Below are 19,245 nucleotides of genomic sequence, written 5' to 3'. Positions count from 1 at the left end.
AGAATGGGTACTGATATACTATTCATCTTGTTTGATCAATGCACCCGGAAGGTGAAAAATGAAACGCTGAAAGGAATTTATAAACAACAAAAAGCATAGAGAGTTTTTATCCATGCCTTTTTCATTGAAATATACCGTGTTTCAGGTTGTGAAATCCTGTGAATTAGATTGTGATTTAGCACTTGCTCCTTCCAAGTAAACCCGCCCACAACTTACACGCTGTCTCCCTGACTGAGTTCTCTGTATTTTTTCCACCGGCGCATAAAGGAAGATTGGGTAATCCCCAGTGCTCGGAATCGCCGCCATGCGCGCCATGCTCGCTGTTTACGATTGGGTCCGTGACATTAACGACCGCACACTCGTCACCTTTGGAAAGATTCAGACGTTACCGGATACGATCAATGTCATCCCCGGTGAAACACGATTTTCCCTCGATATCCGTCATCCGGATGATAATGTCCTGCAGCAGCGTCAGGAAAAATGCCTGACACGGATAAATGACGTTATGACATCAGAAGGATGTTCATGGGAGCATGAAGCATTATCTTACATGGCGCCTGTGTCTTTTCATCAACCATTTGTCAAAGAGCTGGAACAGATCTGCCAACATAATGAATATGCTTATCAGACAGTCACAAGCGGTGCCGGGCACGATGCGATGCATATGAATCAGCTCGCCCCCGCCGTTATGGTATTTGTCCCCAGCATCAATGGGAAAAGCCATAATAAAGAGGAGCTCTCCCGCTGGGAAGATATCGGCCCTGCCGTTGATATCATTTACAACTGGGCTGCTCAATATGGAAACAAATAATTCACTTTCATTCCGGGACTTTTCCCATTAACAGCCGAAAATAGTGGAATAGTGTCCTCATGGCATCGTCTCGGGGACACTACGGCGTTAAAGCCGGGCCATAATGGTTTCGAAAGCATGGTTGAAACCACTAACCATCCACCTCCAGAACATCTTCGTGCGCGCCTCCAGTGTCTCCAACCCCCAATAACTGCTGCAATACGAAAAACCCGGACGCATGGCAGCCCATCGTCCGGGTTTTATTACCCATATTTTATATCTTAAACGAGATACAGAAATTCACCACCAGCCAGGCTACCCTTCCAACTCATCAAAATTCACCTGAGGCGGTTCCTGCTTGAATCCTCCGGTTACATAAATCAGATAGACAACCCCGAGTACTGTCCACCCTGCTCCCAGCAGAATAGAAACAACATTCAGGCTGATCCATAAGTAAAGCACAAACAAGAGTCCGATCGACGGTGCGATGACATGATTGCATACGGAACGAAAGGTCCGCTCATAATCATTTCGGAAGAAGTTTACCATGACACAGATATTCACCGCGGAAAACGCTGTAAAGGCACCAAAATTGATTAAAGATGTTGCCATGGAGAGAGACATAAAGATGGAAGCTAACCCGAGCACCCCGATCAGCAGAATGTTAAACACAGGGGTGTTTGTTTTGGGGTGAACATATCCAAAGAATTTTTTCGGAAGAATGTTGTCCCGGCCCATCGCATATAAGAGACGCGACGCGCTTGTCTGGGCGGCAAGGCCGGATGCCATCACCGAAACCAAGGCACCGGCTGTAAAAAAGGAGAGAAACAGATTGCCTCCTATCATCCGGGCGATTTCCGGTGAAGCCCCCGCAATATCATTAAACACGCTGACATCCGGAAACAGCGACTGCATGAAATACGTGACCGTAAAAAAGAAGACGCCCCCGATCCCTGCTACCAACAATATGCCTTTCGGAATCGTTTTTTTAGGGTTTACCGTTTCTTCAGAAAGTGTCGTGATGGCGTCAAAGCCGATGAAGGCGAGAGCCAGAAGAGCCGCTCCGGCAAACAGCGAGTTAATGCCGAGATCCGCGGAGATTAAAGCGTCGACGGAAAAGAATCTCTCCGGGCGTTCCGCGCGGATGGATATCATCGTTAAAATAATAAACGTGATGCCGACAAGAAACTGAAACACAACCATGATTAAGTTGGCGGACGTTGCGATTTTCACTCCGATAATATTAAAGATTGAAATGACAACAAGCAGTGCCGTAATCCAGACCCAACCAGGTACACCTGGAATGCCCGCCGTCAAATAGATCTGCGCCAGCAGCGCATTAATCATCGGCAGTGCCAGGTAAGCCATAAACGTAATCCAGCCGACAATAAAGCCCAGATTCTTATTGATAACATTCTGTGTATACGTATAGACCGATCCTGATACTGGATAGATTTTCACCATTTTTCCGTAACTGAGTGCTGTAAAGAGAATGGCTGTAAATACAATAATATAAGCGGTAGGGACATGTCCGGAAGTGGCCTGGGATACGATGCCGAATGTGTCAAAAACCGCGAATGGAGACATAAAAGCCAGTCCAAGCACAACAACATGTATTAATTTCAGCTGTCTCTGTAAATCACCTTGCTGTTCCATTTCCATCACCCTTTTTCCATAAATTTAAAAAATTTAGACGATCAGGAGGGAAAGTCTGCACGGCAGATTTCCCTTCATTATTTCGGCTGCTGTTGTGTGATACAGTGGATATTGCCGCCGGCGAGCGATAGTTCTCTCGTATAAACAGGAACAACAGCTCTGTCTGGAAAGATGCCGGTAAATAACTGAACGGCTTTCTCATCCATCGAATCATGAAAAGCCGGTACTACAACCGCCCCGTTACACAAGTAACAGTTTACATAGGACGCAATACAAGGCTCCTCCGCCAAGCGTTCATAACTGTCGTCGGTCTGGTCGATCTGTAAGGTTTCCTCTTCTGTCAAATACGGTTGTTCCGGCATCGGAACATGGTGAATCGTAAATGTCCGGCCCTGTGCATCCACTTCATTCTCCAGAGTCTCCCTGCATTGATGCAGCACATCGTACTGCGGATCTTCCGGATCATCCGTCCAGCTCAATATCACTTCTCCGGGACCTGCGTAACAAAGGACTTCATCAACATGGCCGTCCGTTTCATCTCCGACCAGGCCGTTGTCCAGCCATATTACCTTTGTCACTCCCAATGTTTCCTTGAGGCGCTCCTCGATTTCTCCCATCGTCCAGTCTGGATTCCGGTTCGGATGCAGCAGGCATTCTTTTGTGGTGATCAGCGTGCCTTCCCCGTCGACGGCAACTGATCCGCCTTCCAGTACCAGGTCCCGGGAATCATGCCGTTTGATTCTCTCCAGATCCAGCACTTTACGGGGAACCAGCTCATCCTGATCCCACGGGAAATACAATCCCCCGTTCAGTCCGCCCCAGGCATTAAAGCCAAAATCTACACCGCGTTTTTCTCCGTCTTCCTTTTTCACAAAAATCGGACCGATGTCCCTCATCCAGGCATCATTGGAGGACATCTCCACCACACGGACATCTTCAGACAGCAATGCACGCGCATGTTCGTACTGCTCCCGGGGCACACATACTGTCACCGGTTCATAGGCTGCAACCGCTTCTGCCACATTCTTAAAAACAAGCTGCGCCGGTTTCGCGCCGGCCCGCCACGTATCCGTCCGCCACGGCCACAACAGCCATGTGCCTTCATGAGGTTCAAACTCAGCCGGCATCCAATACTCTCCGGCCGCAGTATCACTCTTTTTCATGACTCATTCCCTCCATTTATTAATAACCACCCTACCGTTATGCAACATCTATGCCAAACGATTGACTCCGGGTATATCCAGTGTCATAAAATAGAATTTTCCTATAATCGAATCGATATCACATCAAAAATCGAAATCGATTCGATTCAAGGTTTATATTTTTTTTCTTCCGTAAATACGTTATAATTCTCGCACAAATCGAACGCGCCGCATCATGGATTTGATATTTATTTCTCATCAAGGAGGCTGGGGTTGTGAAACACCCATTTTATTTAGATCCTCATTTTCAACAAATGTTCAACGCCCTGGATGACGGTATTTTTATCGCCGATTATCACGGTCGTGCTTTGTGGCTTAATCATACCAGCACACGGCAGATCGGCAGCGGAGCCGATGATGTTATCGGCCGGCACGTTACAGAACTCGAAAACGAAGGGATGTTCACCCCTTCTGTCACAAACCTTGTCCTTCATCATCAGGAAACCATCAGCAAAGTCCAGACATCACTGAACAGACAGCTGCTGGCCACCGGATATCTTATCAAAACGGAAGACGAGGATATGAACTATATTCTCGTTCACGTCAAAGATATTACAGAAACCGTCCGCTCTTCCCTGAAGCTGGAGAAAGCCGAAGCCGTGATCAAGCATTACGTTGAAGAACTGCGCCGTGCAAAAAAACAGTCTTTCGATCATGACGATACAGACCGGCAGCTGATAGGAAACGGAAAAAAGCATCAGGAAGTACTGGATTTAATGGAACGGGTCGCCAAGGTAGACGCGACTCTTCTTATTCAGGGGGAAACCGGAGTCGGTAAAAGTCTTGTCGCTAAAAGCATCCATAACAAAAGCACCCGTACCGGCAAGCCGTTCATTTCCCTGAATTGTTCGGCTATTCCCGCTTCTCTTCTTGAATCGGAACTGTTCGGTTATAAAAAAGGAGCTTTTACCGGGGCTGATCAAAAGGGCAAACCGGGGATTGTAGAGGAAGCCGATGGCGGAACGCTGTTTCTCGATGAGATAGGCGATCTCCCTTTCAATCTTCAGCCCAAGCTCCTTCAGCTGCTCCAGGACAAAACATACATGCCCGTCGGAGGCACGAAACCTAAAGAAGCCGATGTCCGCATTATTACCGCCACGAACAGCGACCTGCAGCAGATGGTGGCGGACAAGGAGTTCCGCGAAGACCTCTACTACCGGCTGAATGTGCTGTCCATCCGTGTTCCGCCGTTAAGAGAGCGCCACGAGGATATACAATCCTTCGTCTATCATTACGTCGACCATTATAACGAAAAATATAATCGTAACTGCGTCGTTTCCAATGAAGTCATGGATATCCTTCAGGAGTATGATTGGCCCGGCAATGTGCGCGAACTCGAAAATATGATGGAGCGGCTTGTTATCACGGCAAAATCCGACATCATTCTGGCTGAAGACCTTCCCGAAAAGCTGTCTCCCGCTGTAACGCGGGCGCCTGTCAGCTTTTCTTACGATACCCCTTTCTCCCTCCCGGCCTATCTTGAAGAAATTGAAAAGAACGTCATGCTTGAGGCGCTGCATGAATATGGTTCCACGAGAAAAGCGGCAGCTGCGATCGGCATGACCCAGTCCGCCTACATGCGGAGAGTGAAAAAATATAATCTTACGATAGGCTGAGCCGGTCCAACCAGGACCGGCTCAGCTTATTGAATCGTTATCAATCCAATGATTCGATATCAACTCGGTGAAACCTTATCGTTTTTATATCATCCCTCCATCTATCCTTTCTTTTACTTGGCATGCAATTTGCATATATAGAAAAATAGAGGAGGAGATGCTATGCCAACTTCTGCGTTGTCCATACAAAAAGAGAGATTGCGGGCAAAGTTTGAGGAGAGTTCACAAATCGGCAGGACACAACATGACGGGCTTCACCGTCTCGCCTTGTCACCTGAGGATAAGGAAGTCAGAGATTTATTACTGCACTGGTTCGAGGAAGCCGGCCTTACTGCTGCCATCGATGACTTCGGAAACATGTTCGGCACCCGGAAGGGCACCCGTAACGACCTGCCTCCGATCGTCATCGGTTCCCATCTGGATTCCCAGGCTTCAGGCGGACGGTTTGACGGAGTGCTAGGGGTGTTAATAGGTCTTGAAATCATCGAAACGTTCAATGATCACAATATAGAAACGACGCATCCTGTTACTATTGTTAATTTTACAAATGAAGAAGGAGCACGCTTTGCCCCTCCCATGCTTGGATCCGGCGGTTTGACAGGAAATCTCACCAAGGAGTTTATTTACAACATCCAGGATGACCGCGGCATAACATTCCGCGAAGCACTGGAGTCTATTGATTATCTCGGAGAGGAAGCTGCAGCCTTAAAAGAGATAACTGCTTTTCTGGAACTGCACATTGAACAGGGGCCGGTTTTGGCGGAGAAAAACATCCCTGTCGGCATTGTGGAAGGAATCCAGGGGATGACCTGGCTGAAAGTAAATGTAACCGGACAATCCAACCACGCCGGACCCACGCCGATGGATCACCGGAAAGATGCGCTTGTATCGGCCTCCGGTATGATCACAGCTGTTCATGATATCACCGAAGAGATTCCCGGATTAAAAACCACGGTCGGGAAACTGAACGTAGAGCCAAACTCCGCAAATGTCATTCCGGGAACCGTTGAATTTTCCATTGATATCAGGCATGAAAATGATCATACACGGCACCATGCCATCCAGCGTCTGAAAGAGAAATTAAGCACCATCGCACTCCATTACGATACGGAAGTGACCATGCATCATCTATGGAACAGCGACGCCATCTATTTCAGCGGCTCCATCCAGCATGCTTTGGAATCGTCCGCCTCCGAGGCTTCCATCCCGTCGATGAAATTATTCAGCGGACCGGGACACGACGCAAAATACATGCGGACCATCGGAGAAGCCGGGATGATTTTCATACCAAGCCAGAACGGCATCAGTCATAATGAAGCGGAGCTAACGCATGAAGAACACATCTTAGAGGGCGCTCATGTTCTGCTTCATTCTGTACTGAAACTGGATAACCATTATCATAACAAGGAGTGAAATCAATAATGAGTATTCAAAAATGGAAAGACACAGACCGGAAACATATCCTTCATCCAACCACCGTTCCAGCAGTTAATGCCAAGCACGGGCCGAGACTTATTTTTTCAGAAGGAAACGGTGTGCGTGTTACTGATGTCGAAGGCACAACATACATGGACGGCGTTTCCATGCTCTGGAATGTCAACCTCGGACACGGAAACAAAGAGCTGGCCCAGGCCGCCTCTTCCCAGATGGAAGAGTTCGCTTACGGTTCCCAGTTCTACGGCTTCAGCAACAAACCTGCCATTCAACTGGCGGACAAACTGGGAGAACTTGCTCCCGGTGATTTGAATAATGTTTTCTTTACGTCCGGGGGCTCCGAATCCAACGATTCCGCCTTTAAGCTGTCCCGTTTTTACTGGCAGCTGCAAGGATACGAGGAGAAAAACATCATTATTTCCCTCGTACGGGGCTACCATGGAGTGACTGTAGCCGCACAGCGGGCGACCGGCATTGACGCTTTCCGCAACTTCTCAGGATCCGGGGATCCCAACATTTATAATGCGAAAGCCCATTTAACAGAGTGCGAAAAAGCGGACAATCAGCATCCGGACTATGAATACAGCATCCGCCATATGATTGATTCCCTCGGCAGTAACCGGGTGGCCGCCGTCATCGTTGAGCCGGTTCAGGGAGCCGGCGGGGTCCATCTGCCTCCGGATGAGTACCTGCAGGCCGTTCGGGAATTGTGTAACGAAAAACATGTTCTCATGATCGCAGACGAAGTCATCTGCGGGTTCGGCCGTACCGGGAAAATGTTCGGCGTTAATCATTGGAACGTTGTGCCGGATATGCTCTGCTTTGCCAAAGGAGTAACCAGCGGCTATTTCCCGCTGGGTGGTGTGTTGATGCGCGACCATATCAAGCAGCAGTTTGACGGTTACGAAGATCTGCTGGCGCATGGTTTCACCTACAGCGGCCACCCCAGCGCATGCGCTGTCGGATTAAAAAACCTGGAAATTATCGAACGCGATAACGTTGTCCAGCATACGGCCGAGATGGAACAGGTGTTAATGGCCGGGTTACGGCGTCTCGAAGAAAAACACACGTACTTCACCAACATCCGTGCCATCGGTCTTCTCGCCGGTTTCGACTTGATGAAAGATCCGGAAAACGGCATTCCTTTCGCCAACGATACTCAAGCATCTGCCACACTTGTGGAAAAGTGTTTGGAGAAAAATCTTATTGTGCGGCCGTTTGACTTCGAGGACGGCATGGATATTGTCGCGATCGCCCCGCCGCTCATTTCAACAGAAGAAGAAATTGAAGAATTAATAGAAACCATCGACGAGTGTTTAACAGAAATGACAACAGTATGGCGGACGGCGGAGGAGGTGTGACCATGACACAGGAAGCCTCCCTTCTCCCTGAAGTGAAGCAGTTTCTCTCAGAGGAACAGCGTTTATTTATCAATGGCGCATTTAAGAACAGCGAACACGATCAGAAAATAGATGTTATTAATCCTGCAACGGAATCAAAGGTGACGGAGGCGCACCTGGCCGGCCAAAAAGATATCGATCAGGCAGTGCAGGCTGCCCGGAATGCTTTTGATCACGGCCCGTGGAGAAAACTCCGGTCTTCCGAACGGGCCGTTCTGATGAACCGGCTGGCAGACCTGATGGAGCGGGATCAGGACATTCTGGCTCAGATCGACACGCTTGATAACGGCAAACCGCTTGATGAAATGTACGGAAATGACCTGCCCAATGCCATCGAACATTTCCGGTACTTCGCGGGCTGGACAACAAAATGGACCGGTCAGACGATTCCGATGTCCGAGGATTTCTTTAATTATACAAGACATGAACCAGTAGGCGTCGCCGGCCAGATCATCCCCTGGAACTTCCCGTTGATGATGGCGTGCTGGAAAATAGCCCCGGCGCTCGCCGCAGGCTGTACTGTCGTTTTAAAACCAGCGGAACAGACACCGCTGTCCAGCCTGTACCTCGCTTCTTTAATAAAGGAAGCCGGCTTCCCTGAAGGCGTCGTCAATATTACCCCCGGACTTGGAAGCACAGCAGGTCAGGTTCTGATTGAACATAAAGATGTCGATAAAATTGCTTTCACCGGCTCCACCAATACCGGGCGTCATATTATGAAAACCGCCGCCGATACATTTAAAAGAGTGACACTGGAACTCGGCGGCAAATCTCCCAACATCATTCTTCCTGACGCTGATCTGGAAAAAGCCGTCCCCGGCGTGTTTTACGGCGCAATGGCCAACAAAGGAGAAGTTTGCTGCGCCGGTTCCAGAGTATTCGTTCCGAGAGAAAAATACGACGAGATTGTTGAAAAAATGGTCGAATTCGCAGAGACTGTTTCTATCGGAAGCGGACTGGATCGAAACAACAAGATCGGCCCGCTCGTATCCCGGGATCAGTTCGAAAAGGTCTCTTCCTACATCGAAACCGGACTGGACGAAGGTGCCTCCAAATTGTGCGGCGGACCGATCGATGGGGAAGGTTATTTTATGAAACCTACGATCTTCACCGACGTACGTGATGACATGAAGATTGTCCAGGAAGAAATTTTCGGCCCCGTCGTGACCGTGCTTCCCTACGATTCCCTGAAGGAAGTTATAGACCGCGCCAACGCAACTCCGTACGGCCTGGCTGCGGGATTGTGGACAGAAAACGTAAGGCTCGCCCACAAACTGGCACACCGGCTGAAGGCAGGTACGGTATGGGTGAACAGTTACAACCTGACGGATCCCACCACTCCTTATGGAGGCTTTAAGGCTTCCGGATTTGGAAGGGAAATGGGGTCCTATGCGATGGAAAATTATACGGAAGTGAAAAGTGTGTGGGTCCATATAGAAGACGATGACGAACTGGAATAATCCGTAAAAAATCCCCAGGTCGTTCAACCGCTCCCGACTATCGGCAAAGATGGTCGGGAGCGGTTTTTTCAGCATTCTTTTTGGATAAACGAAACAGACGCTTTGCGGGTTGCACCTGGGAGCAGCCTGAAATAGAAGAATAGTGTCCTTATGACATCGTCTCGGGGACACTACGGCGTTAAAGCCGGGGCATAATGGTTTCGAAAGCATGGTTGGAACCATTAACCATCCATAAAAGAATCTCAGTATCCTCCAGAACATCGCTTGAGGATACGAAAGGCTTCGTGCGCGCCTCCAGTGTCTCCAATCCCCAATAACTGCTGCAATACGAAAAACCCGGACGCATGGTAGCCCATCGTCCGGGTTTTTATTGACTTATTATATTTTAAACGAGGTATACTTCACTTCCAGAAACTCTTCGATGCCGTAATACCCGCCTTCGCGGCCGAGGCCGCTTTCTTTCATGCCGCCGAACGGGGCTTGCGGCACAGACGGGAGACCGTCGTTGATGCCGACGATGCCGTATTCGAGCGTTTCGCTCAAGCGCATGGCACGGGATAAATCCCGCGTGAAGGCATAGGCTGCCAGGCCGAAGTCGGTGTCATTGGCCCGCCGCACTGCTTCGTCTTCCTCACGGAAGACGGCGATCGGTGCTACCGGGCCGAAGGTTTCCTCCTCCATGCAGCGCATGGTTTCTTCCGCACCGGCGATCACAGTCGGCTCATAAAAGCCGTCCTTTCCTTCCACCCGGGTGCCGCCGCTTAAGATCCGGGCTCCTTTTTCTTTCGCATCGGCGACATGGGCTTCGACTTTTTCCATCGCTGCTTCGTTAATGAGCGGACCGACGTCGACCCCGGTCTCAAACCCGTCGCCGGTCTGCAGCTCCTGCACCGCGGCAGTGAATTTTTCTTCAAATGCGTCAGCAATGCCTTCCTGCACGTAGATCCGGTTGGCGCATACGCACGTTTGGCCGGCGTTGCGGAACTTCGACTGGATCGCTCCTTCGACCGCTGCGTCCAGGTCCGCATCATCCATGACGATAAAAGGCGCATGACCGCCGAGCTCAAGCGATACTTTCTTCATCGTCTGTGCCGATCCTTCCATCAGCGTCTTGCCGACCGGGGTGGATCCGGTGAAGGTAAGCTTGCGGACCCGCTTGTCCTCAAGCCAGGTCCGGCCGATGGCGGGCGCGTCTCCGGTGATCACATTAACCACCCCTTCCGGAATGCCGGCCTCTTCCGCCAGCTGCGCCAGCATCAGCGCCGTCAGCGGTGTCTCTTCCGCCGGCTTGATTACAACGGTGCATCCCGCGGCCAGGGCCGGCCCGACTTTGCGGGTGATCATCGCCGCCGGAAAGTTCCACGGTGTAATGACCGCCGTCACACCGACCGGCTGCTTCTGCACGACAATCCGCTTGTCCGGAGCGGAAGCCGGAATTGTATCGCCGTACACGCGTTTCGCTTCTTCGGCGTACCAGGCGATAAAGCTGTTGGCGTAGCCGATTTCCCCGTAGGCTTCCTTGTACGGTTTACCTTGTTCGCTTGTCATCAGGGCCGCCATGGCTTCCCGGTTGGCTTCAATCAGATCGTGCCAGCGCTCAAGCAGTGCCGCCCGGTCCCCGGCCGTTCTCGCCGCCCAAGCCGGGAACGCGTCGGCCGCCGCATCGACGGCGGCTTCCGCTTCCTCGCTGCCGGCGTACGGCACGGCGGCCACCGTATCTCCCGTGGAAGGATTGGATACATCCATCTTTTCCAGCTTCGCGCCAGTCCATGTTCCATTAATATATAGTAAATTTTTCATGTCGTCCTCCTGTTTTTATGACTCAACCGCTGCCTGCAGCGCGTCTTTCAGCAGATCCATTCCTTTCTGCAGCTGTTCATCGGTGATGACAATCGGCATCAGCATCCGGATGACATTGCCGTAATTTCCTGCTCCCAGAACAAGCAGCCCACGCTTCTGAGCTTCCTTAATAACCTTTCCTGTTAACGCTTTGTCCGGTGTTTTGCTTTCTCTATCCTGCACGAGCTCCATCGCACACATCGCGCCGAGGCCGCGGACATCCCCGATGCAGGAATACTCCGACTGCCACTCCCGGAACTGCGTCATAACCGTTTTTCCGATCGCAACAGCGCGTTTATTCAGATTTTCTTCTTCAATAACATCAAGCACCGCAAGCGCCGCCGCGCACCCGAGCGGGCTGCCGCTGTAGGTACCCCCGAGTTCACCCGGTGACGCCGCATCCATCACCTCGGCCCGGCCGATGAGCCCGCTGATCGGCACACCGCCTGCCATCGATTTTGAAACCGTAATAAGATCCGGAACCACGCCAAAATGATTCATCGCAAAATAATCGCCGGTCCGGGTAAAACCGGTCTGAATTTCATCTGCTGTAAACATGATACCATGTTCCTCGCAGAATTCCTTCATCCCCTGCACAAACGTTTGGTCCGGAACGACAAAACCGCCTTCTCCCTGTACCGGCTCCATGACAACCGCTGCCACACGGTCCGGGGAAATTTCCTGTTCAATGACCCTTTTGACATTTTCCAGCGTTTCTTCGCTGTACTCCTGCTCGGACATCGAATCCGGCTTCCGGTAGAAGTAAGGATACGGCGCCCTGTAGACTTCCGGGGCGAAAGGTCCGAATTCATATTTATAGGGTTTCACCTTCGCGGTCATGGACATGGTCATCAGTGTCCGTCCGTGAAAACTGCGGGAAAACGTAACAACAGCCGGGCGCTTCGTGTATTTACGGGCCACTTTCACCGCATTTTCCACCGCTTCGGCACCGCTGTTCAGAAACATGGCTTTTTTCGAGTGCCTGCCGGGGGCAAGTTCACATAACCGTTCCGCCAATCTGACATACGATTCATACATCATGACATTAAAACCGGTATGAATAAAATCATCAGCCTGATTCTTCACCGCCTCTGCCACTTTTGGATGACTGTGTCCCACATTGATCGTCCCGATGGCGCCGGCAAAATCAATAAACCGGTTGCCGTCCACATCTTCTACTACAGCTCCTTCTGCTCTCTCAACAAAGCTTGGCGTCCCGTAGCCGACACCATCCGGAATAACAGCGTGACGTCTTTCGAGCAGTTCTTCTGCCTTTTTGCCGGGAAGACTCGATTGTACGTGAGCAAATGTCATTTTCATCTCTCCTCATTCTTTATATTTACTATTACAAGATGCAAAAAGATGCAAAAACTATGCCAATGTTCTTTTCATGCCAACAACGACCTTCAGGCTACGAAGAGCGTTTCAATTGATTCAGTTATGGTTCAATGGAGTCTATATTGAATCCATATCAGTTTTCTCATTTACTCACTATTTGTCATAACATTTAGTGACATTCTGTTATACTATTTTATACTGTTCTGTTATATAAGACGGCCTGTTTTTCAATAAACAGCTCCCATTACTTTCATTTCCAACAATAAATGATCACATACTGTTTCTGCAGTATTTTCGCAGTTACTTTCCCCTCATTTACAATTATTGAAAATCCCAAAGTGTAGAAAAAGGAAAGAACTATTTCTCCGAAGAAAAACAGGTTCAATTTAATTTAATTTTAGATATTTATACCCAGTACTTATATATTGATTTTGATTTTTTTGAAAAAAAAGATTTCTGAGAATCTTTTGTACAGCGCTTTCATTCCTTTCATATCAATACTTTAACGCGTTTAAGCTGAATAATTAACATATTGGTTCAGGTTTGTTACAGTATAATGAACCTTTCATTGATACAGGTTGTTATGAATCATTAATACAGAGAAAACAAAGAGGAGGTTTTTTGATGACAACCACTGGTGTCGAAACTTTTCGTCAGAAAAACGTTCTCTTAAATGGAGAATGGAGAGAGAATGAACAAGGAAACCGGATCACCCTCACGTCTCCGTCCAGCGGCGACGAGATCGGAAGTGTGCCGGCATTGACTGAAAGCGAAGTCGATGAAGCCGTCGAAGCATCCGGCAAGGCGCAGAAAGAGTGGCAGAAAACGCCGCTGCACGAAAGAAAAGAGCTGCTGTACCGCTGGGCGGACAAGCTCGAAGAAAATAAAGAAGCGATCGGTACCACGATCATGCAGGAAGTCGCCAAGAAAAAATCTTCCGCTGTCGATGAAGTCGTCCGCACGGCAGATTTTATCCGCCACACCGCCGAAGAAGGCGTCCGTCTGAACGGTGAACTTCTCACAGGAGACAGCTACAACGGCGGACCGGCAAGCAAGACAGCTCAGGTAAGCCGCGTTCCACTCGGTGTTGTTCTCGCGATTGCACCGTTCAACTATCCGTTGAACCTGTCCGCTTCCAAAATCGCACCGGCGCTCATGACAGGCAACGGCGTCGTCTTCAAGCCTGCGACGCAGGGGTCGTTAAGCGGCATTTTGATGATCGAAGCGCTTGAAGAAGCTGGTCTGCCGGAAGGTCTTGTCAATATTACGACTGGACGCGGTTCCGAAATCGGCGATGTTCTCGTCACCCATAAAGGAATTGATCAGATTTCTTTCACCGGCGGTTCCGGCACCGGCATTTCCATGGCCGAAAAAGCCGGCATGGTGCCGATGGTCCTCGAACTCGGCGGCAAAGACCCTGCCATCGTGCTGGAAGACGCCGACCTGGACAAAGCCGCAAAAGAAATTACCGGAGGCGCGTTTTCCTATTCCGGACAACGCTGCACAGCGATTAAACGAGTGCTTGTCAAAGAGGAGGCGGCCGTCGAGCTAGTGGCCAAACTGAAAGAAAAAGTGGAAGCCCTCTCCGTCGGACAGCCGGAAGATGATGCCGATATTACACCGCTTATCAATGAAAAAGGAGCCGACTACGTGCAGGGGCTCATCGACGACGCCCTTGCCAACGATGCTGAGCTCGTGACAGGCAATAAAAGAGAAGGCAGCCTGCTTTCCCCAACGCTGCTCGATCAGGTGACGACAGAATCCCGCATCGCCTGGGAAGAGCCGTTCGGACCTGTACTGCCGATCATCCGCGTGAAAGACGAAGACGAAGCGGTTGAAATCGCCAATGATTCTGAATACGGCCTGCAGGCCAGCGTCTTCACCCAGGACATTGACGCTGCGCACCGCATCGCCGATCAACTGGAGGTCGGAAGCGTTCAGCTGAACGGAAAAACATCCCGCGGTCCGGACCATTTCCCGTTCCTCGGCGTGAAAAACTCCGGCATGGGCGTGCAGGGCGTGAAATACAGCCTGCTTTCCCTGAGCCGCGAAAAAGTGAAAGTCTTCAACGGATAAACGTAAAAAAGAGAGGGTCCCCCCCTCTCTTTTTTTATAGGTGAGCTGCTGCGGACAATAAATGCCGAAATGGTAATTTTAATGTCCACAGGGACCGTGCTTGAGGTAACTGCAACGCTGCCGTCTCCAGTCAGTATCTCCCACCGCCCGTTGGAAACCATTTCTTCCTTGTTTCAGCGTTCCAGTGTCCGCAAAACGATGCGTAAAAGACACTACTTTTCCGCTTCAGGCAGGCAATGAACGTAGTGCATCATTGCCTGCCTGATCACATTTTTAACGACTCCGGACGTTCTCCGATAATGAGCTGGCAGAGAGACCAGTCGTCAATGTGATGGAACTGTTCGAACCACTGAGTCACCTGCGCAGCATCCTCTCTTCGTTTCAATGCATGGACTTCTCCGTGATAAAGCCGGAGCACCGAAGGATGTATTTCTGTGCCACCGTCTGTTTCCTGGTTCCGCAGGATGCGGCCAAGATAGCTGCAGCGGAATTCCATCTGCTTGGTTAAATGAACAACGTGACGCAGATGCGCAAACAATTCCGGCGAGCTGTGCTGAAGCTCTTCCATCTGCCGGCCGGCGGCCTTAAGATCCTGCAGGCTGCATAACGCAATCATGAATGTGCTGCCTCCTTTTCTTCCCATGGTTTCTGGAGGCTGATCGACCCGGCCAGCTCTTTGCTTTTCTCCCGTTTCAGCTTCCGGATTTCCTCCCGTTCCGGCGCGGTTTCAAACAATTTGATTTCTTCCTCTGTTTCCGGTTCGATGTCCGGTACTTGGAGCGGCTGTTTATTTTCATCAAGGGCCACAAACGTCATGAAGGCTGTTGTTGCGATGCGGCGCTCGCCCGACATCATATCTTCGGCAATCACCTTACAGAAGATTTCCATGGAACTTTTCCCGGTATAGGAGACAAAGGATTCCACACACACCGAATCTGACTGGTATATCGGGCTGAGAAAGTCTATCGAATCGGTCGAGGCGGTGACGCACTCTCTGGCGCGCGAATGGCGCCGCGCCGACAGCACCGCACACCCATCCAGTCTTTTCATCAAGACACCGCCGAACAAGGTATTGTAATTATTTAAATCACTGCAGAGCACCTGATCTGTGTTGACGACTTTGCTTTCTTTTGGATGTTTTTTCTCCATGTTGTTGATGCACCTTCCATCCTGAAACATTTCCTGTTCATCATAACGATGGAGGAGGTATGCGTAAAATGGAATCCTTCCATGGGGAGGTATGACGTTTGTCTATGAAATCGGTCTATCCTTTGTGAGATGGGTTTCGGCGAACCGTATCCATTCCTCTGCAGCATGGGAGAGATAGCTGTCTTTCCGCCAAATGATGGCAAGGCGCCAATACATCGCCTCGTGATCCACCTCCCTGATACAGACATCCCCTTTCACTTCCCTGCAGATACTTTCCGGAAGCAGCGTTACGCCTAACCTGGACGCTGCCATTTTGCCAAGGAGATCCCACTGCGAGCTTTCAAACACAACGAAAGGATCAAATTCTTCCATGCGGCAGGCTTCCACAATCCGGTTCCGCAGCGCAAAATCACTGTTCAGCAGCATGAAGTGCTCATTTTTTAAGTCAGATAAAGGGATCGATTCCCTTCCGGCCAGCGGATGATCGGGAGCGGCCACCAGTTGAATCGGCTCCGTTCCGAACGAAAATGAAGAAAAGATCTCCTCTTTCACCGGTTCCACAACCACACCAAGATCGAGGTTGCCGTTTTCCACGTCCGCGGCAATTTTGTTGGATCCGTCCTCCATCAATTCAATCGTAACCGCCGGATACATGTCCCGGAACTTCCCAATAATCATCGGAAAGTAGCTCGATCCGACCATCGGGGGCAGGCCGATGCGCAGATGCCCCTGTTTTAAACCGGAGAGGTCTTCCAGCTGGCTTTCCAGGTCTTTGAACGCCTGATGAATCACCTGGGCCTGCTCCAGAATAATTTTCCCGGCATCCGTCAGGACGACCTGTTTTTTGGAACGGTCAAACAGCGTAACATTAAATTCCTTCTCCAGGTTTTTAATCATTTTGCTGATAGTCGGCTGCGTAACATACAAATGCTCGGCCGCCCTGCTGAAACTGTTAAAACGGTTAATCTCAATAAAATACTGCAGCTGTTTGATATCCATTTTCGTTCTCCCCGCTTTTCTCCTATGTTCTGCCCTTATCTTACTATAATAAAGAGGTTGTATAAAAAGTGTTTCGCTGCGATTGCGGGCGTTCGCTGTATTTATCGGTCCGGACCAACAGTGGGTGAGCACCGGCAAGGCAGGCTTACCAGCCGAACGGGGCCTGTTACAAGCCGAACAGAGCCATTTACATGCCAAACAGGCAGGTTTACATGCGGGGCCTGCTAAAGGATCCTCATGCATCGACGGTGCGCCTGCAGCGGATGCTTCAGCATGTAACGAACTTTTTCATTTAAATCGTTGAATGATCTCTTCTGCTATCATTTTTGATGTCCTGGATTGGGCCTCTTCTGTCAATCCCGCGATATGCGGCGTAATAAAGCAGTTATCCAGTTTTAACAACGGGTGATCCGGATCGACCGGTTCTTTCTCCACGACATCCAGAAACGCCCCTCCTATTTCTTCCGTTTGAATCATGTCATACAAGTCATTTTCTTCAATGACGCCGCCTCTGGAAGAATTGATCACCCAGCTCCCCGGTTTCATGTACTTCATCCGTTCCCGGTTGATTAAATGTTTGGTGGCGGGGGTCAAAGGAACATGCAGACTGATGAAATCCGCCTGCTGCAAAACGGCGTCCAGCTCCATAATATCGATGCCGGATTCCATCACGGCATAATCATATTTTTTCACAAATGGATCGTATCCAATCACATGCATCCCAAGGGCTTTCGCTCTGTCTGCAGCACGCATGCCGGTCTCGCCGGTGCCGACCAGACCGAGGGTATTCCCGTACAGTTCGCCTTTTGTAAATCCTCTGCGGTTCCAATTTCCAGCTTTCACATCCTGGGCTGCTTCTGCAAGAGGGCGGGTGACATGAAACATCGCCGAAATAACATATTCGGCCACAGAAGCAGCGTTCGCATTTTTGGCAGTAATCACCTCGACTCCGGCATGTTCAGCCGCTTTCATATCAATATTGTCCAACCCTACTCCGAGGCGGCCTACTATCTGCAGATGCGGGACCTGCTGAAGAAGGGCTTCATCCACCTGCGTCTGATTACGCACGATCAGGATCTCTGCATCCGCAGTTTCCTTTACAAGAGCTTCCCTGTCTTTCCACAACTCCGGTTGATAGATAACGTTAAAACCCTGCTCCCGTAACAATTCTATCCCAACCGGCCAGTTCAGTTCCGTGATGACGGCTTTCATCGTATCTGCTCCTTTACAAGGGGTCCGGAAAGGACAACCCATATGTTGATGCCAGCTGCTGCAATTCTCTTTCTATGTTTTCTGTCAGCGGTATCCCTTCCGCCCTGCTCTTTTCATACGAGCGGGCGCGTCGTTCTCCCGGATACAGGATTTCCTCAAATCCTTCCGCCAGTGGAGAGCTTTTGATTTCGGACAGCATCTGCGCCACTCTATCTTCGTACCGCTCCATCTCCATCCAGTGACGAATATTCAGCAGGATAAAACCATGCCCCACATCAGCAGGCGGATTCCCTGACTGAAAAATACTGTTTACATGAGGACCGAAGGCAGCGCCTGTCAATACACCGGCCATCATTTCTACAGCCAGTGCCATCGCGTATCCTTTCGCTCCTCCCATTGGCAGCAGGGATCCCGCAATCGCTTCGGACGCATCCGTTGTAGGAACCCCGTTTGGATCCAAAGCCCAGTCTTCCGGAATCTCCTTCCCCTCTTTTTCGGCGACCAGAATATTCCCGCGCGCCACCACACTGGAAGACATATCAATTATAATCGGCTCTCCCTTCCTGTGCGGAAATCCAAATGCTAGTGGGTTGGTACCGAAATACGCCCGGCTTCCTCCCCAGGGAGCGATGCCGGAAGGAGAATTCGTCACGGCGATTAAAGCCATATCCTGTTCAAAGGCTTTCTGACAGTAATACGCCGCTGTGCCGAAATGATTGCTGCCGTAAATAAATACAGCCGCCGTGCCGTACCGTTTCGCGATCGAAAAACCATGCTCCAGCGCATGACTGGATACCACCTGCCCGAGACCATTGTCTCCATTGACGTTCAACACGGCGCCCTGTTCTTCAACCACCGGCTCGGGCCTGGGGTTAATCTGTTTTTCTTCCAGCCGCGGCACATACATGAGAAGACGATTCACCCCATGCGTCCGGGCGCCTTCCATATCCGCCCGGACAAGAGACTCAGCGGTTATCTCCGCTTCATCCCCCGGCATTCCGGTCTGTTGTAAAAGCTCGGAGCTGAACTGCTGCAGCGCATTGCTCTCATAACGTTTTTTCACTGTCTCCACTC

General features: G+C 50.3%; 15 protein-coding genes. 6 read left to right on the top strand and 9 right to left on the bottom strand.

Features of this window, described 5'->3' with window-relative positions:
- Positions 1 to 286: 286 nt before the first annotated feature.
- Positions 287 to 811, top strand: a complete 525-nt coding sequence (locus ACW9JV_RS03110) for a M20/M25/M40 family metallo-hydrolase (protein ID WP_457331256.1) — start codon at positions 287 to 289, stop codon at positions 809 to 811.
- Between the two features lie 294 nt (positions 812 to 1,105).
- Here the strand turns inward: ACW9JV_RS03110 and ACW9JV_RS03105 are convergent, their stop codons facing one another.
- Together ACW9JV_RS03105 and aguA are read right to left on the bottom strand one after the other, a co-directional pair.
- Entirely contained in the window at positions 1,106 to 2,446 is a 1,341-nt protein-coding gene (locus ACW9JV_RS03105) for an APC family permease (RefSeq protein ID WP_457331254.1), read from the bottom strand.
- Positions 2,447 to 2,523: 77 nt separating this feature from the next.
- On the bottom strand, positions 2,524 to 3,609 hold the full coding sequence (gene aguA / locus ACW9JV_RS03100) for an agmatine deiminase (protein WP_457331252.1): 1,086 nt from the start codon (positions 3,607 to 3,609) through the stop codon (positions 2,524 to 2,526).
- Positions 3,610 to 3,863: 254 nt separating this feature from the next.
- Between aguA and ACW9JV_RS03095 the strand changes: the two genes are divergently transcribed.
- From ACW9JV_RS03095 to ACW9JV_RS03080, 4 genes are all read left to right on the top strand, one after another.
- On the top strand, positions 3,864 to 5,264 hold the full coding sequence (locus tag ACW9JV_RS03095) for a sigma-54 interaction domain-containing protein (RefSeq protein ID WP_457331250.1): 1,401 nt from the start codon (positions 3,864 to 3,866) through the stop codon (positions 5,262 to 5,264).
- 162 nt (positions 5,265 to 5,426) lie between these two features.
- Positions 5,427 to 6,677 carry an allantoate amidohydrolase gene (locus tag ACW9JV_RS03090; protein ID WP_457331248.1) on the top strand — a complete coding sequence of 417 codons (1,251 nt, stop codon included), beginning with the start codon at positions 5,427 to 5,429 and terminating at the stop codon, positions 6,675 to 6,677.
- An 8-nt stretch (positions 6,678 to 6,685) separates the two neighbouring features.
- Entirely contained in the window at positions 6,686 to 8,059 is a 1,374-nt protein-coding gene (locus tag ACW9JV_RS03085) for an aminotransferase family protein (protein WP_457331246.1), read from the top strand.
- Between the two features lie 2 nt (positions 8,060 to 8,061).
- The gene (locus tag ACW9JV_RS03080; RefSeq protein WP_457331244.1) at positions 8,062 to 9,558 is read left to right on the top strand and encodes an aldehyde dehydrogenase family protein; all 1,497 of its coding nucleotides are present in this window, start codon (positions 8,062 to 8,064) and stop codon (positions 9,556 to 9,558) included.
- 378 nt (positions 9,559 to 9,936) lie between these two features.
- Here the strand turns inward: ACW9JV_RS03080 and ACW9JV_RS03075 are convergent, their stop codons facing one another.
- Both ACW9JV_RS03075 and gabT read right to left on the bottom strand, forming a co-directional pair.
- A complete protein-coding gene (locus tag ACW9JV_RS03075; RefSeq protein WP_457331242.1) occupies positions 9,937 to 11,358 on the bottom strand; it encodes an NAD-dependent succinate-semialdehyde dehydrogenase in 1,422 nt (473 codons plus the stop codon).
- A gap of 15 nt (positions 11,359 to 11,373) precedes the next feature.
- Entirely contained in the window at positions 11,374 to 12,717 is a 1,344-nt protein-coding gene (gene gabT / locus ACW9JV_RS03070) for a 4-aminobutyrate--2-oxoglutarate transaminase (protein WP_457331240.1), read from the bottom strand.
- Positions 12,718 to 13,359: 642 nt separating this feature from the next.
- Here gabT and ACW9JV_RS03065 point away from each other — a divergent pair.
- Positions 13,360 to 14,811: an NADP-dependent glyceraldehyde-3-phosphate dehydrogenase gene (locus ACW9JV_RS03065; protein ID WP_457331238.1), complete on the top strand. Its 1,452-nt coding sequence runs from the start codon at positions 13,360 to 13,362 to the stop codon at positions 14,809 to 14,811.
- Positions 14,812 to 15,076: 265 nt separating this feature from the next.
- On the opposite strand, the gene ACW9JV_RS03060 is transcribed toward ACW9JV_RS03065, so the two are convergent.
- The 5 genes from ACW9JV_RS03060 to ACW9JV_RS03040 all read right to left on the bottom strand — a co-directional run bounded on the left by ACW9JV_RS03060 (position 15,077) and on the right by ACW9JV_RS03040 (position 19,234).
- Entirely contained in the window at positions 15,077 to 15,427 is a 351-nt protein-coding gene (locus ACW9JV_RS03060; RefSeq protein ID WP_457331236.1) for a hypothetical protein, read from the bottom strand.
- Positions 15,424 to 15,960 carry an acyl-CoA thioesterase gene (locus tag ACW9JV_RS03055; protein WP_457331234.1) on the bottom strand — a complete coding sequence of 179 codons (537 nt, stop codon included), beginning with the start codon at positions 15,958 to 15,960 and terminating at the stop codon, positions 15,424 to 15,426. Before ACW9JV_RS03055 ends, ACW9JV_RS03060 begins: the two co-directional genes overlap by 4 nt.
- Before the next feature lie 102 nt (positions 15,961 to 16,062).
- Complete coding sequence (locus tag ACW9JV_RS03050; RefSeq protein ID WP_457331232.1) at positions 16,063 to 16,959, bottom strand: LysR family transcriptional regulator; 897 nt, start codon at positions 16,957 to 16,959, stop codon at positions 16,063 to 16,065.
- 288 nt (positions 16,960 to 17,247) lie between these two features.
- A complete protein-coding gene (locus tag ACW9JV_RS03045) occupies positions 17,248 to 18,171 on the bottom strand; it encodes a hydroxyacid dehydrogenase (RefSeq protein WP_457331230.1) in 924 nt (307 codons plus the stop codon).
- A 13-nt stretch (positions 18,172 to 18,184) separates the two neighbouring features.
- Entirely contained in the window at positions 18,185 to 19,234 is a 1,050-nt protein-coding gene (locus tag ACW9JV_RS03040; protein ID WP_457331228.1) for an Ldh family oxidoreductase, read from the bottom strand.
- Between the last annotated feature and the right edge of the window lie 11 nt (positions 19,235 to 19,245).

It is taken from the genome of Salibacterium sp. K-3 (genome assembly GCF_054052005.1).
The sequence above is the reverse complement of the archived record's forward strand: the minus strand, read 5'-3'. Positions and strand labels throughout refer to the sequence as shown.